At 43.8% G+C, this 16,264-nt stretch carries 13 protein-coding genes; 6 read left to right on the forward strand and 7 right to left on the reverse strand.

Translation table 11 applies throughout. The features are described from left to right. Nucleotides 1-105: 105 nt before the first annotated feature. The 7 genes from fusA to BLP80_RS12515 all read right to left on the reverse strand — a co-directional run bounded on the left by fusA (nt 106) and on the right by BLP80_RS12515 (nt 7,586). Complete coding sequence (fusA, locus tag BLP80_RS12485; protein ID WP_090543725.1) at nt 106-2,199, reverse strand: elongation factor G; 2,094 nt, start codon at nt 2,197-2,199, stop codon at nt 106-108. A 116-nt stretch (nt 2,200-2,315) separates the two neighbouring features. After that, complete coding sequence (rpsG, locus tag BLP80_RS12490) at nt 2,316-2,786, reverse strand: 30S ribosomal protein S7 (RefSeq protein WP_090543727.1); 471 nt, start codon at nt 2,784-2,786, stop codon at nt 2,316-2,318. Nucleotides 2,787-2,867: 81 nt separating this feature from the next. After that, nucleotides 2,868-3,245 (reverse strand): 30S ribosomal protein S12, encoded by a 378-nt coding sequence (gene rpsL, locus BLP80_RS12495; RefSeq protein WP_090543729.1) that lies wholly within the window; start codon nt 3,243-3,245, stop codon nt 2,868-2,870. A gap of 412 nt (nt 3,246-3,657) precedes the next feature. Next, nucleotides 3,658-3,813, reverse strand: a complete 156-nt coding sequence (locus BLP80_RS16705; protein ID WP_090543731.1) for a nucleotide-binding YajQ family protein — start codon at nt 3,811-3,813, stop codon at nt 3,658-3,660. A 374-nt stretch (nt 3,814-4,187) separates the two neighbouring features. Beyond that, nucleotides 4,188-5,402 carry an argininosuccinate synthase gene (locus tag BLP80_RS12505; protein WP_090543733.1) on the reverse strand — a complete coding sequence of 405 codons (1,215 nt, stop codon included), beginning with the start codon at nt 5,400-5,402 and terminating at the stop codon, nt 4,188-4,190. A 42-nt stretch (nt 5,403-5,444) separates the two neighbouring features. Continuing rightward, nucleotides 5,445-6,368, reverse strand: a complete 924-nt coding sequence (argF, locus tag BLP80_RS12510; RefSeq protein ID WP_090543735.1) for an ornithine carbamoyltransferase — start codon at nt 6,366-6,368, stop codon at nt 5,445-5,447. Between the two features lie 12 nt (nt 6,369-6,380). After that, nucleotides 6,381-7,586: an aspartate aminotransferase family protein gene (locus BLP80_RS12515; protein WP_090543737.1), complete on the reverse strand. Its 1,206-nt coding sequence runs from the start codon at nt 7,584-7,586 to the stop codon at nt 6,381-6,383. A gap of 421 nt (nt 7,587-8,007) precedes the next feature. Between BLP80_RS12515 and gyrA the strand changes: the two genes are divergently transcribed. The 6 genes from gyrA to BLP80_RS12545 all read left to right on the forward strand — a co-directional run bounded on the left by gyrA (nt 8,008) and on the right by BLP80_RS12545 (nt 16,130). Further along, nucleotides 8,008-10,554 (forward strand): DNA gyrase subunit A, encoded by a 2,547-nt coding sequence (gene gyrA, locus BLP80_RS12520; protein WP_090543739.1) that lies wholly within the window; start codon nt 8,008-8,010, stop codon nt 10,552-10,554. 61 nt (nt 10,555-10,615) lie between these two features. Beyond that, nucleotides 10,616-11,719, forward strand: a complete 1,104-nt coding sequence (gene serC, locus BLP80_RS12525) for a 3-phosphoserine/phosphohydroxythreonine transaminase (protein ID WP_090543741.1) — start codon at nt 10,616-10,618, stop codon at nt 11,717-11,719. Then, nucleotides 11,712-12,920, forward strand: a complete 1,209-nt coding sequence (locus BLP80_RS12530; protein WP_090543743.1) for a phosphoglycerate dehydrogenase — start codon at nt 11,712-11,714, stop codon at nt 12,918-12,920. The genes serC and BLP80_RS12530 overlap by 8 nt, the downstream gene beginning before the upstream one ends. Before the next feature lie 12 nt (nt 12,921-12,932). Next, nucleotides 12,933-14,003 carry a prephenate dehydratase gene (pheA, locus tag BLP80_RS12535; RefSeq protein ID WP_090543745.1) on the forward strand — a complete coding sequence of 357 codons (1,071 nt, stop codon included), beginning with the start codon at nt 12,933-12,935 and terminating at the stop codon, nt 14,001-14,003. 71 nt (nt 14,004-14,074) lie between these two features. Continuing rightward, a complete protein-coding gene (gene hisC / locus BLP80_RS12540) occupies nt 14,075-15,193 on the forward strand; it encodes a histidinol-phosphate transaminase (protein ID WP_090543747.1) in 1,119 nt (372 codons plus the stop codon). Nucleotides 15,194-15,248: 55 nt separating this feature from the next. Further along, entirely contained in the window at nt 15,249-16,130 is an 882-nt protein-coding gene (locus tag BLP80_RS12545; protein ID WP_090543749.1) for a prephenate dehydrogenase, read from the forward strand. Nucleotides 16,131-16,264: the final 134 nt, after the last annotated feature.

A 16,264-nucleotide genomic window follows, 5' to 3' on the forward strand; every position in this document is an offset into this window, starting at 1 on the left:
TGTTGTCTTCCCATGATCAACATGACCTATCGTGCCAACGTTTATATGCGGCTTCAATCGCTCAAATTTACTCTTCGCCATGCTATATCCTCATCGCCAATTTTTTTACTTACTTTTATTGATAACTGCTTCAGCTACACTTTTTGGTGCTTCTGAATAATGTTTAAATTCCATGGTATAGGTCGCTCTACCTTGTGTAGCGGAACGTAAAACAGTAGAGTAACCAAACATTTCTGCTAACGGAACTTCTGCTCGTATAATTTTAAAACCTAGCGTATCATCCATACCTTGAATCATACCCCGACGTGATGATAAATCGCCAACCACATTCCCCATAAACTCCGCAGGCGTCTCCACCTCTACAGACATCATTGGCTCCAATAATACTGGATTGGCTTTACGCATACCGTCTTTAAATGCAATTGAAGCGGCCATTTTAAACGCGTTCTCATTTGAATCAACGTCATGGTAAGAACCATCAAACAATGCAATTTTAACATCTACCACTGGATAGCCAGCCAAAACTCCTGCTCCCAAAGTATCCCGCAACCCTTTCTCTACTGCAGGTATGTATTCACGAGGAACCACACCGCCTTTAATTTCATCAATAAATTCGAACCCCTTACCGGCTTCATTAGGCTCCATCCTTAACCAAACATGACCATACTGACCACGCCCACCACTTTGCTTGATAAATTTACCTTCAATCTCTACTTTTTTCTTGATTGCTTCGCGATAAGCTACTTGAGGCGCACCGACATTTGCCTCAACACTAAACTCCCTCCTCATTCGATCTACAATTATCTCAAGGTGCAACTCACCCATCCCAGATATGATGGTTTGACCCGACTCTTCGTCAGTACGCACTCGAAATGACGGATCTTCTTGCGCCAAGCGATTTAAGGCAACTCCCATCTTTTCTTGGTCATTCTTAGTTTTCGGCTCTACGGCGACATGAATAACCGGCTCTGGAAAATCCATACGCTCCAATGTTATCACATGCTCCATGTTACACAACGTATCTCCCGTCACAACCTCTTTTAGCCCAACAGCAGCAGCAATGTCACCCGCACGCACCTCTTTTATTTCCTCCCTCTGGTTCGCGTGCATTTGTAATAACCTACCTATTCGCTCCTTGCGACCTTTTACGGAGTTATAAACAGTGTCCCCTGATGTAACCACCCCGGAATATACCCGGAAGAAAATTAGCTGCCCAACATATGGATCGGTAGCAATCTTAAATGCCAAACTTGAAAATGGCTCATCGTCGCTCGCATGGCGCTCATCCTTTTCCCCGCTTTCCTTAGTTCCTTGAATAGCAGGTATATCTGACGGAGATGGCAAATAATCCACGACCGCATCAAGCATGGCCTGCACCCCCTTATTTTTGAACGCCGAGCCACACAGCATTGGAACAATCTCGTTACCCAAAGTCCGCGTTCTCAAGCCCTGCTTTATGTCAGATACTGGTAGCGCTCCCTGCTCAAGGTATTTATTCATTAACTCTTCCGAGGCTTCTGCTGCCGACTCCATCATTTTCTCTTGCCAGAGCTTCGCCTCATTCATTAAATTTTCTGGAATATCTCGCTCCTCAAACTTCATACCCTGAGAAGCTTCTTCCCAATAAATCGCTTTCATTTTAACTAAATCGACAACACCCTCAAATCTATCTTCTGCGCCAATTGGCAATTGAATTGGCACCGGATGAGCTTTTAACCGCGTCTTTATCTGCTCTAATACACGCATGAAATTTGCACCCGAGCGATCCATTTTATTCACAAAAGCAAGTCGCGGCACTTTATATTTATTAGCCTGCCGCCAAACCGTTTCAGTTTGAGGTTGCACTCCACCCACAGCACAAAACACTGTACACGCACCATCTAACACCCTGAGTGATCTCTCCACCTCGATAGTAAAGTCTACGTGACCAGGTGTATCGATTATATTTATCCGGTGCTCCGGATAGTTACCCGCCATCCCCTTCCAAAAGCACGTTGTTGCAGCCGAGGTGATCGTTATTCCACGCTCCTGCTCTTGCTCCATCCAATCCATCGTGGCCGCACCATCATGAACCTCCCCCAGTTTATGGGAAACCCCGGTATAAAACAAAACACGCTCCGATGTTGTTGTTTTCCCCGCATCAATATGCGCCATAATTCCTATGTTGCGGTAGCGTTCAATGGGCGTTTTTCTAGACACAATTATTACCTTAAATTTAAACTTTTATTTTGAACCAAATCATCTGACTCATAAAACTCTTCGCCACCCACTCATTCCGCACTACTTGCGAGAGTAAAAAGTTTTATAGAATCCCATTAAAATCGATAGTGAGAAAATGCTTTATTTGACTCAGCCATGCGATGCACCTCTTCACGCTTTTTAACCGCGCCACCACGACCCTCGGAGGCTTCTATTAGCTCACCGGCAAGACGTATATCCATAGATTTCTCGCTACGTTTACGCGCAGCATCCCGCAACCATCGCATTGCTAACGCACTACGACGCACCGATCTTACCTCGACGGGAACTTGGTAATTAGCCCCTCCAACTCGTCGACTTTTAACCTCGACCACGGGCCGAATATTTGCCATCGCCTGCGTAAATACCTCGACCGGATCTTTTCCAGTTTTTTTCTCGATTTGCTGCATAGCACCATAGATAATGCGCTCTGCCACTGATTTCTTCCCCCCCGTCATCAAAACATTGACAAACTTAGAAACCTCAACATTATGGTATTTCGGATCTGGCAAAATCTCACGTTTTGGTACTTCTCTGCGTCTTGGCATTTACTAACCCCAAACTATCCTAGTTATCTTTAGCTGCTTTATATTCGTTATGTTCAAAAACATATAACACTGAAAATCTCTTTATGATGCTTTAGGTTTCTTAGAACCATACTTCGACCGGGCATTCTTACGGTCTTTCACCCCCGCAGTATCCAAGCTTCCACGGACGGTATGGTAACGCACCCCCGGCAAATCCTTAACACGCCCCCCTCGAATCAATACGACCGAGTGCTCTTGCAAATTATGACCCTCACCACCGATATAGCTTGTGACTTCATACCCATTTGTCAATCTAACCCGCGCAACTTTACGCAGAGCAGAGTTAGGCTTCTTAGGAGTTGTTGTATAAACTCGCGTACAGACCCCCCTCTTTTGCGGACAACTCTCTAGTGCTGGCACTTTGCTTTTTACACGCTTAGCAGTTCGCGGCTTTCTTACTAATTGACTTATGGTTGGCATAATATTTTATTTCTCAATTAAACCTATTTCTTTATTTTTCATCTCGACTTTGAATATTAATTAGATGCATCGTTTTAATCTTTGTTTTTTTATCCGAGCCAGCTTTTTTCTAAAGCCACCTATCCATCTCTTTTGCCAATACAAACAAAAGATGCGGCTAAAAAGACTGCGGATTTTATGGGTTTTATCTATCCATGTCAAGAAGGGAGGATAAAATTTGCCATATTACTTATTCTATTTGCGATAATTAGAAGATTGCAGCGGAAATTCTATTATTGTTTTTTTTAATTAACTGCATAGCAACCCGCAAAATATCTTTTTTTCACATTCGCAACCAGCACTATACCGCCTCGCATACTAGCCGCGCTTTGAGCTTCTGGTTTTTATCAATCTGATGATTTCTTTTACCAGCTCAATTTCGATACCCGCTTTTACAACCACTTTTTTGCCTGACTTTACCCCCACTTACTTTTTCAATTTGGCGCTCATCTAAACATCCTGCATCAACTCCACGGCACGTAAATTTATCTACCAAAATATCCAATATCCGGTTTAACTTAACCCGAATATTTCATAAATTGGCACGCGCCCTCACTTGTCTTTTGATTAATAAGAAAGATTTTGCTCAGTCGTGCATAAGAATCACTACACCCTTCCTTCTCAAAACTTCCCTATTAATCAAAACCTTGCGTGATCATCACGCGAATTTATGAAATATTCTGGTTAAACTCATTGTCAGCAGACACATTTAAGCCCAAACTCAGATTACTCCAACGAAGCACCCAACCCCTTGAAATCAAAATGGTTACCTACCTCCTTATTCACCTGATCAGCCGCATTTTTTTGATTTCTTGCTTATCTACTTCCGACATAATATCAAAAGGATGGGACGATAATTTCTATTCATGCGACCATAATTCATCTTAAATCATTTTTTTCAACTCATCTCTTTCTCACTTTCGCTGCAATTCGCAGTCTTAGCGCATTCAATCTGATAAATCCTGCTGCATCCGCTTGATTATAAGCACCGCGATCATCTTCAAAAGTTGCTATATCGGGATCAAATAGCGAATCAGTTTTAGAATCACGGCCAACTATCACTACATTACCTTTATAGAGCTTTACCCGCACCCAACCGTTGACATTTAATTGTGATTCATCAATCATGGCTTGTAACATTCTTCGCTCGGGACTCCACCAATACCCACTATAAATAAGAGTCGCATAACGCGGCATTAGCTCATCTTTCAAATGAGCCACCTCCCGATCTAATGTAATAGACTCAATGGCACGATGAGCGCGCAACATAATTGTGCCCCCCGGTGTTTCATAGCATCCACGTGACTTCATTCCGACATATCTGTTCTCAACCAAATCCAGACGTCCAATGCCATGCTTACCACCCAATTGATTCAGCCTCGCAAGAATTTCCGCAGGTGATAACCTTTCTTGATTCAACGCAACGATATCACCATGCTCAAATTCTAAATCAAGATACTCTGGCTCATCTGGCGCCTTCTCTGGCGATACTGTCCATCGCCACATCGATTCTTCGGGCTCTCTTGCCGGATCTTCCAATAAGCGCCCTTCATAGGAGATGTGCAATAAATTTGCATCCATGCTGTAAGGAGATCCACTTTGCTGCTTCATCTCAACCGGAATTCCATGCCTTTCTGCATACCCCAAGAGCTTCTCCCGAGAAGTAAGATCCCATTCACGCCATGGAGCGACCACATAAATATTAGGCTTCAATGCATAATAACCCAGCTCAAAGCGAACCTGATCATTTCCCTTACCAGTTGCACCGTGAGAAACAGCATCCGCCCCTGTTTCCTGAGCAATTTCAATTTGTCTCTTTGCAATTAGTGGTCTTGCAATACTGGTTCCGAGCAAATATTCGCCTTCATAGATAGTATTTGCACGAAACATTGGAAATACATATTCTCGAACAAACTCTTCACGCAAATCTTCTATAAAAATTTCTTTAACGCCAAGACTACGAGCTTTTATACGTGCAGGCTCAATTTCTTCTCCCTGACCAATATCGGCAGTAAAAGTAACAACTTCACACTGGTAAACATCTTGCAGCCACTTCAATATAACCGAAGTGTCTAATCCACCGGAAAAAGCAAGAACCACCTTTTTAATTTTTTTCATGGTAATAAAACAGAATCCAAACAGATTTATTGAAATATCCGGTTACTTAATTTCTACTTTGCCCAACAACAAATATTCCATTAACGCTTTTTGAGTGTGCAATCGATTTTCCGCCTCCTCCCAGACCACTGACTGCGGACCATCCAATACCTGGGCAGCCACCTCTTCACCACGATGAGCTGGCAAACAGTGCATGAACAAAGCATCCTTCTTCGCATAGGACATCATTTCTTCATCAACACAGAAATCAGCAAAGGCATTTCTTCGGGCCTCCTCCTCAGCCTCAAAGCCCATGCTTGTCCATACGTCAGTTGTTACAAGGTCAGCATTTCTCACAGCATCATGCGGACAAGCAAATTCCTCATAATGGTCGGTACTGTATAACCCCGCACGCTCCGGTTCGACTTCATAGCCCGGGGGCGTTGAAACATGCACATTAAAATCAAATATTTCAGCCGCCTGCAGCCATGTATTACACACGTTATTGGAATCACCGATCCATGCCACTGTCTTACCAGCAATACTTCCTCGGTGCTCTATATAAGTAAAAATATCACCTAAAATTTGACAAGGGTGATATTCATCAGTTAATCCATTGATAACAGGCACACGCGAACTTTCCGCGAAACGTTCGATTATACTGTGCTCGTAAGTGCGAATTATGACGATATCCACCATTCGCGAAATCACATGCGCCGCATCTTCTACAGGCTCACCTCGACCTAATTGCGTATCCCGGGTTGAAAGATAGACAGCGTTACCACCCAACTGATACATTCCCGCCTCAAATGATAATCGCGTACGCGTAGAATTCTTATCAAAAATCATCGCCAAAGTCCGGTCCATCAATGGCCAATATCGTCGATATTGCTTAAACTCATTTTTAATCCAACGCGCCCGCTCGAATAAATATTCAAGCTCTTTGAGGGTTAAATCATTAATCCTCAGAAAATGCCTTATTTGCATAAAATCACTGATTTAATTAGATAATCCAGGTCTGTCACGTGCAATTACACTCTCAGGTTGACTTACCAAGAATCCCTCAATAATTTCTGAAGCAGTATCCACAACTTCCTCAGCTTCCGCTTGATTCATTACCAGAGCAGGTAACAATCGCACCACCCTCTCTGAAGTTACATTAATCAATAGCCGATGTTTTAGCGCTTCCTTAACCAACTCACCGCAAGGAACAGGGAGTTCGACACCCAACATAAGCCCTTGACCCCGAATTTGTATCACATCAAGCCATTTAGCAAGTTTTTCCTTAAATCTATCTCGTATCAAACTACCCACCTTAACCGCGTTTTGCATCAAGCAGTCTTTTTCAATCACATTCAAGGTAGTCAGCGCTGCTGTGCAAGCAAGTGGATTACCCCCAAAAGTCGATGCGTGATTACCAGGTTTAAACACACCTCCCGCCTCACCTTTTGCAATACAGGCTCCAATAGCCACACCAGAACCCAGACCTTTTGCCAATGTCATGACATCTGGCATGATACCGCTATGCTGGAACGCAAACCATTCTCCTGTGCGACCAACACCACACTGCACCTCATCAAGCATCAGCAGCCAATTATTCTGATCACACAATTGACGTAATCCTTGCAGATAATTGATTTGTGGAAAATTGACTCCCCCTTCACCCTGGTAAGTTTCTACCAGCACCGCCACGACATGTTTATTGTTATCAGCAATTTGAGCAACCGCATTGAGGTCATCGTATGGAACACGCACGAAACCTGCGAGCAATGGCTCAAAGCCAGCTTGGGCTTTGCGATTACCTGTTGCAGTCAAAGTCGCCATAGTACGGCCATGGAAAGATCGCTCCATCACTATGATCGTAGGCAATTCGATCCCTTTATTGTGACCATGTAATCTTGCCAGTTTGATAGCAGCTTCATTTGCCTCTGCGCCCGAATTACAAAAAAACACTCTGTCCATTCCAGACAAAGCGGCCAATCTCCCCGCCAGCATCTCTTGTTTTTCGATATGATAGAGATTTGAAGTATGTATTAGCATCCCCGCCTGTTCACACAGCGCTTTGGTCAGTTCAGGATGACTGTGCCCAAGGCCACATACGGCAATTCCGGAGAGCGCATCAAGATAACAATCACCACGATCATCCCATAACCAGACCCCTTCTCCCCTGACAAAGGTTACCGGAAGCCGCAAATAAGTACTCATCAAGTTTGACACAGTGCTACACTCGCATTTTAAGTTTGAAGAAATAGAAAACAATACGGCGGCATTTGCCGCCGTAACCCATATCTTATATTAAATCTATATTTACTTATTTAGTAAGCTTTTTCAAGACCTTTTTTGTTTTGTGTTATTTTTTTAAACACAAAGCTATTTTATGATTGGATTAAAGCATCTTATCTGCTCGAAAGCATAAATTGATATATTCTGTCATCAAAATCTCCTTAGTTCCTTAGTGCTTTTAAGAGACTAGGGCTTACGATGAAATAAATAGAAATGGCATGTTAGAATATAAAATTAATGCTCTAGCGGTCTCATCAAGAAATAGCCATATCAAACTTTTCAGCTCAATTCAAATAAAATGAATATAACGAGCTGAATTCCGAACTCGATAAAATCTAACAAAATGAATCAATTCGCAAAGGAAACCTTAGCTATCAGTCTTGAAGAGGAGATGCGGCGCTCCTATCTGGACTATGCAATGAGCGTGATTGTTGGGCGTGCGCTACCCGATGTGCGGGATGGTCTAAAACCAGTACACCGGCGTGTACTGTATGCCATGTATGAACTCTCAAATGACTGGAATCGTCCCTATAAAAAATCAGCGCGTATCGTTGGCGATGTCATTGGTAAATATCATCCACATGGTGATACCGCCGTATATGACACGATTGTCCGAATGGCTCAAAATTTCTCATTACGCTATATGCTGGTGGATGGACAAGGTAATTTTGGTTCGGTTGATGGTGATAATGCCGCAGCCATGCGTTATACCGAAATTAGAATGTCGCGCATCGCGCATGAATTACTCGTCGATCTCGACAAAAATACTGTTGATTTTGGACCTAACTATGATGGCTCAGAGCAAGAACCACTCATCTTTCCAGCAAAGATCCCTAACTTGCTCATCAATGGTTCTTCCGGAATTGCAGTGGGTATGGCAACCAATATCCCACCTCACAACCTTAATGAAGTAATCGATGCCAGTCTTGTGTTGCTTTACAGCCCAGAAGTCAGTATAGATGAGTTAATTGAGCATATCCAAGCGCCTGATTTCCCTACAGCCGGTATTATCTATGGTACAGCGGGCATACGAGATGGCTATCATACTGGGCGAGGTCGGGTAATCATGCGGGCACGCACGCATTTTGAGGACATCGATAAAGGTAATCGCCAAAGCATCATCATAGATGAGTTACCCTATCAGGTTAATAAAGCCAATTTACTGATACGTATTGGTGAACTGGTACGTGATAAGCGGATCGAAGGCATTTCTGATTTGCGAGACGAATCAGATAAATCGGGTATGCGTGTAGTTATTGAGCTAAAGCGCGGCGAGATCCCTGAAGTAGTCCTAAACAATCTGTACAAAGAAACGCAGATGCAAGATACCTTCGGGATGAACATGGTGGCCCTGATAGATGGTCAGCCTCGCCTACTCAACCTAAAACAAATGCTGGAAGCATTTCTGCGTCATCGGCGTGAGGTAGTAACACGCCGTACTGCCTTTGAATTGAAGAAAGCACGTGAACGCGGACATTTGCTCGAAGGTTTAGCTGTAGCACTATCCAATGTGGATGAAATCATCGCTCTAATCAAAGCCGCGCCTACCCCTGCCGATGCTAAAAGAGCACTCATATCCAGAACTTGGCACTCTCAATTGGTAGAAGAAATGCTGACGCGCGCGGCTATTGATGCAAAAGCTTTTCGCCCAGATGGGTTAACCACTGAGTTTGGTTTATTTGATCAAGAATACCGCCTCTCCGATACACAAGCTCAGGCGATTCTGGATCTTCGCCTTCAGCGACTTACCGGGCTGGAGCAAGATAAAATTATTGACGAATATAGAGAAATCATCGATAAAATTATTGACCTCCTTGAAATTCTCGGCAATCCGGAGCGGATTACTACCATTATTGCTGAAGAACTCAACGCTATAAAGCAGCAATTTGGCGATAATCGTCGCAGTGAAATCGTTATTAATACCCAAGATTTAAATACAGAAGATTTGATCACTCCGGCCGATGTAGTCATTACATTATCGCATGCAGGTTATATCAAGTCTCAGCTGATGGATGAGTATCGCGCTCAAAAACGTGGTGGACGTGGGAAACTGGCCATCACTACAAAAGAAGACGATTTCATTGACAATATGTTCATTGCCAATACGCACGATTACATTCTATGTTTTTCCAGTCTAGGACGCGTATATTGGATCAAGGTTTATAATGTACCTCAAGGTAGCCGCTCTTCACGAGGGAAGCCCATGAACAATCTAGTGCAACTGGAAAAAGATGAAAAAATCAATGCGGTATTACCCGTAAAAACATTCGACAACAATCGTTATATTTTTATGGCGACTGCTTTCGGTACTGTTAAAAAAACACCGCTATCCGAATTCTCACGGCCGCGCAATAATGGAATCATTGCAATTGGTCTTGATGAAGGTGATTATCTAGTAGGCGTTGCACTCACAGAAGGAAAGCATGATGTCATGCTGTTTTCTGATAACGGTAAAGCCATGCGTTTCGATGAAAATGATGTCCGACCGATGGGCCGCATCGCACGCGGCGTACGCGGTATGAAACTCGGTGCTGGCCAAAAAGTTATTTCACTGCTCGTCGCCGAAAACGAGGAACTTACTGTTTTGACAGCCACCGAAAATGGATACGGCAAACGCACGTCGATCAGTGAATATACTCGCCATAGCCGTGGCACACAGGGCATGATTGCAATCAATACTAGTATACGTAATGGCAAAGTGGTAGCAGCACAACTTGTCAAACCAGATGATGAGATCATGCTGATCACAACAGGTGGTGTATTGATCCGAACCCGTGTCAATGAAATTCGTGAAATGGGCCGCGCCACTCAGGGGGTTACTCTGATTAACCTAGATCAGGGTGAAAAACTTGCTGGACTGGAACGAGTGATTGAAACGGATGAAACTTAAAATCAATCTTTTACAACTGGAATACAGCAAGATTCAATTGAAATAAGTCAGGAATTTTCTTATGAACATAGTTTATAATTTCAGCGCAGGTCCGGCTGTACTGCCAAAAGAGGTTCTCCAGCAAGCTCGTGACGAAATGCTGGATTGGCATGGCAGCGGCATGTCAGTCATGGAAATGAGCCATCGCGGTGAAGAATTCATGTCCATTGCCGCCAAAACCGAAAGTGATTTACGCGAATTAGCAAATATTCCTGATCACTATAAAATACTCTTTCTCCAGGGCGGCGCCGCAAGCCAATTTGCCATGGTGCCGATGAACCTTCTGCATGAAAAAAAGAGAGCCGATTACATCAATACAGGTCAATGGTCACAAAAAGCTATCGATGAAGCGAAAAATTATTGTACGGTTAATATCGCTGCTTCATCAGAAGATGCTCATTTCACCTACGCTCCTACACTCGATAAATGGAGAGTCGCCCCTGATACCGCGTATATTCATTACACAACCAACGAGACCATTGGCGGCGTAGAATTTAACTGGGTTCCCGATATCACTCAAGTGAAAGGTGGAAAAGCTGACATTCCACTGGTGGCCGATATGTCTTCCAACATTTTGTCTCGCCCACTGGATGTCACACCATTCGGACTTATTTATGCAGGTGCACAAAAAAATATTGGTCCGGCAGGGCTTGTACTCGTTATTGTACGCGAGGATTTACTGGGCAGGCCGATAACGGGTACGCCGACCATGTACAATTACAAAATCCATGCGGATTACGACTCCATGTATAACACACCGCCCACCTACGCAATTTACATCATGGGTCTTGTGCTAGACTGGCTAAAACAAAAAGGTGGACTGGCGGCAATGGAAACGATCAATATCTCCAAATCCAAGCTGCTTTATGATTTAATCGATGCCAGCGATTTCTATCAATGTCCGGTTGCCCGACCCGATCGGTCACGCATGAATATTCCGTTTACACTGAAAAATGCGGCGCTAGATAATGAATTTCTAAAGCAAGCAAAAGCACGTGGGTTACTCCAGTTAAAAGGTCATCGTTCTGTGGGCGGGATGCGAGCCTCGATCTATAATGCTATGCCCTATGAAGGCGTTGTAGCCTTGGTTTCTTTCATGAAAGAATTTGAGAAGATCTATGCCTGACCATACTCAAAGAATTTTTAATATCCTCACGCTTAATAACATTTCGTCAATTGGATTAAAGCGATTTCCTTCTGATCGTTACTATGTCAGCAGTGAATTATCTAATCCAGATGCTATTTTGGTACGATCGCACAATATGCTGGATATGAATATACCCGGAAGCGTCATTGCAATCGGGCGCGCAGGTGCTGGCACAAATAATATCCCGGTTAACGAAATGAATCTACGTGGCGTTCCAGTATTTAATACACCTGGTGCCAATGCGAATGCCGTCAAAGAACTGGTATTGGCAAGCATGTTAATAGCATCACGTAATCTGATTCCTGCATTTCGCTTTGTTGAAAGCTTGCACGGCGACGATCAGGCCCTGCACAAGCAAGTAGAAGATCACAAAAAGAAATTCTTGGGAGTGGAATTACCCAAACGGACGCTCGGCATTATTGGCTTAGGTAAAATTGGAAGGCTCGTGGCCGATGCTGCCATTAAGCTTGGGATGAAAGTATTAGGATATGATCCTAAAATTACTGTCGACTCTGCTTGGAGCCTGTCTTCAGAGGTACAAAAAGCTCAGAGCATCGAAGATCTGTTACGCCACAGTGATTTTATTTCCTTGCACGTCCCTCTGATGGATTCTACTTATCATCTCATCAATGATGAAGTGATACAATTTTTGAAGCGAAATACGATACTCCTTAATTTCTCCAGAGATACCATCGTTGACGAAGATGCAGTTCTCACTGGAATCAAGAATGGTAAAATTAAATATTATGTATGTGATTTCCCAAGTCAAAAATTACAGCATCATGAATCAGTAATTGCCCTGCCTCACCTGGGAGCATCCACTCAGGAAGCAGAAGAAAACTGCGCGATAATGGTCGTTGATCAAATGATGAATTATTTGCAACACGGCAATATCGTCAATACAGTCAATTTTCCGAATATTGTTATGGAACGAGGGTCACTCTATCGGATTGCAGTAGCCAACGCCAATGTTCCCAATCTTTTGGGTCAAATATCAACATGTATGGCAAAAGCTGGGCTGAATATACACAATATGACCAACAAATCGCGTGGTGAAATGGCCTACACCCTGGTAGATATAGATAGTCCAGTACCAGAATATGTGATTGGTGACCTTTCCAAAATCACGGGCGTTCTACTGGTACGCTATTTGCCCATTCCGACAGAAACTTCAGATTAATATTTATTTCCCATGACTGAACAGCTCAAACAGCTGCGAGATAAAATCGATTCGATTGATAACGAATTACTCAAACTCATCAACACACGTGCTGAGTTAGCACAACAAATTGGTCTCCAGAAGAATGGTGTAACCTACCGTCCTGAGCGTGAGTCTCAGGTATTAACACGTCTGCAACAATTAAATCCAGGGCCACTCACCAACGAGCGTATCATACAATTGTTTACAGAAATCATATCGGCCTGCCGAGCAATGGAAGAACCATTAACCGTTGCTTATCTTGGTCCTCAGGGAACTTTTTCTGAAGAAGCTGTAACCAAACGCTTTGGCAGCACGGTAGCAACTCTAGCCTGTCAATCTATTGATGATGTCTTTCGTAAGGTAGAGTCGGACACTGTCAGTTATGGTGTCGTACCTGTTGAAAACTCCACAGAAGGTGCCGTCGGTAGAACCATGGATTTGTTGTTACAAACTTCATTAACCGTATGCGGCGAAATCGAATTACCTGTCCATCAGCATTTGATGGCACAACAGACGGATCTAACAACTATTCAGAAAATTTACTCTCATCCTCAATCGTTTGCGCAATGTCTCGGATGGTTGAACAAGCATTTACCTAATTTGCAGGATATATCACGCATCGATACAGCAAGCAATGCCGATGCAGCTCGATTAGCGGCAGCAGACAAGAATGCCGCAGCCATTGCAGGGAAAAAAGCTGCTGACGTATTTGGGCTCACTATCTGCGCCAAGAATATTGAAGATGATCCGAACAATACCACCCGATTTCTAGTTATCGGAACACAGCAAGTTTCTTCCTCTGGCAGAGATAAAACCTCAATCATCATGTCGACAAGTAATCGGCCTGGCTCCATTTATGAACTATTGTCCCCCTTTGCCCGCTACCAAGTTGGCATGAGCCGGCTAGAATCCCGTCCTTCCCGTAAAGAGCTTTGGGAATATGTATTTTTTATCGATATTGAAGGCCATCTAGAAAATGAGAATGTTGCAAAAGCACTTGAAGAAATCCGTAACAAAGCAACTTTTCTTAAAATACTGGGCTCATATCCCGCTGCACAGTAATATGCTCCGTTGCTGACCTTAGTAATTTCTTTATTTCAGTTTTATTTTTTAAGTTTTAGCATCCTGACTTTATGAAACTTTGTGAACTTGCACCAGAATATATCCGCGCTATACAGCCTTATCAGCCAGGCAAACCCATTTCAGAGCTGGTGCGGGAGCTTGGTCTGGAGAAATACGGTGTTATCAAGCTTGCATCCAATGAGAATCCACTCGGAACAAGCCCATTGGCTATAGAAGCAATGACCAGCGCGCTTCAAGAAATTGCTCGTTACCCTGATGGAAGTGGCTTTGAACTAAAAAATGCATTATCGAAGCACTATGGCGTAAACGTTGATCAGATTGTGTTGGGAAATGGTTCAAATGATGTACTGGAACTCGCTGCCTGTATATTCCTGAAACCGGGCGCTTCGGCTGTTTATTCGCAGCACGCTTTCGCTATTTACCCCCTGCTGGCACAGGCATTAGGTGCACATGGTATCTCCGTACCTGCCAGGCTTTATGGTCATGATCTGGTTGCCATGCTCAATGCCATCACACCGGAAACGCGCATCATATTTATCGCCAATCCCAATAATCCCACCGGGACACTCTGCGATGCCGATGATCTATTACGTTTTCTTGAGCGAGTTTCGCCGGACGTTTTGGTTATTCTGGATGAAGCCTACGATGAATATCTGCCTGAAGCTAATAAAGCCAATAGTATTTCTTGGCTGAGAAAATTTCCCAATCTGTTAATTACACGCACCTTTTCAAAAGCATACGGCCTTGCAGGTATTCGTGTTGGATTTGCGCTGACTCACCCTGATTTAGCTGATTTAATGAATCGCATCCGGCAGCCGTTCAATGTCAATAGTATTGCATTGGTAGGTGCACATGCTGCGTTACAGGATATCGAATTTGTCAAGCGCTCCTATACGATCAATCGAGCAGGAATGCTGCAAATAACCAATGGTCTTCGTCAATTGGGTGTGGAATATATTCCTTCTTACGGAAATTTCATCAGCTTCCGCGTCAGAGGCGATATCACCAATACAATGCAAACCTACCAGAACCTGCTTCAGCAAGGCGTTATCGTACGTCCACTGGGTGTTTATGAAATGCCCCATCATTTAAGAGTTACCATCGGACTGGAATCTGAAAACCAAAAATTCCTGGAGGCATTGGAACAAGTATTGAGAACATCTTCCTGAACATCAATATCTTGGCATCGCGAAATTTATATCATCCATCCCAAGGCATGCAGATATGACATCTCCCCCCCTACATAAGCTAGTTGTCATCGGTGTCGGTTTGATTGGGGGCTCTTTTGCGTTGGCACTGCGTAACGCAGGGATGGTCAAGCATATCGTTGGTATGGGACGTAGCCAAGAAAATATGCAGCGTGCTCTTGAACTGGGCATCATCGATGAAATAGCGAGTAATTTTGCATCTGCATTAAAAGGCGCAGATTTTGTCCTCCTCGCCATGCCCGTCGGCCAAATCAGTAACATCATGGTGCAAATCGCTCCCTGCCTGACACCGGGAACGATCGTTTCTGATGTGGGAAGTACCAAACAAGATGTAATAATTGCTGCCCGTACTCATCTTGTTCAGCACCTCGCTCACTTTATTCCCTGCCACCCCATTGCCGGAACCGAACTCAGCGGTGCCGAAGCCGCTAGCACCCATTTGTTTCGTGACAAGCACCTGATCATCACTCCTCTGGCAGAAAATAATGATCAAGCAATCAGCCTAGTGACAACCCTCTGGCAACATTGCGGCACAAAAGTCTCTTGCATGCCTGCAGATCAGCACGACCGGATACTTGCCACCATCAGCCATCTACCACACATCTTGGCATTTACGCTCATGAATCATGTTCGAGCCAGCATTGAAGACAAACCTGAAGAGATATTGCGTTTTGCGGGCAGCAGTTTTCGTGATTGCACTCGCATTGCAAGTAGTTCTCCGGAAATGTGGCGTGATATCTGCCTCGCTAACCGAGAAACATTACTTAAACAGATTGATACTTATCAGAAGGAGCTAACCGATCTGCGCATTACTCTGGCAAATAATAATGGGGAAGCACTCAAGAAAGCATTTGCTAATGCCCGCGAGACGCGGCAACAATGGTTAAAGAACGATTAGATTCTCACAAGCAGTCCCAACTTATAGAGTACTTTCTTGCTAGTACTCAGTCATTCTTGAAATGTCGGCTAAAGCTCCCCATACTCTCGAGCTTCAACGTAGAATGGAAGTGGGCCAATGGCAAAGAAATACAT

Source organism: Nitrosomonas sp. Nm132, from assembly GCF_900100485.1.
GTDB lineage: Bacteria > Pseudomonadota > Gammaproteobacteria > Burkholderiales > Nitrosomonadaceae > Nitrosomonas.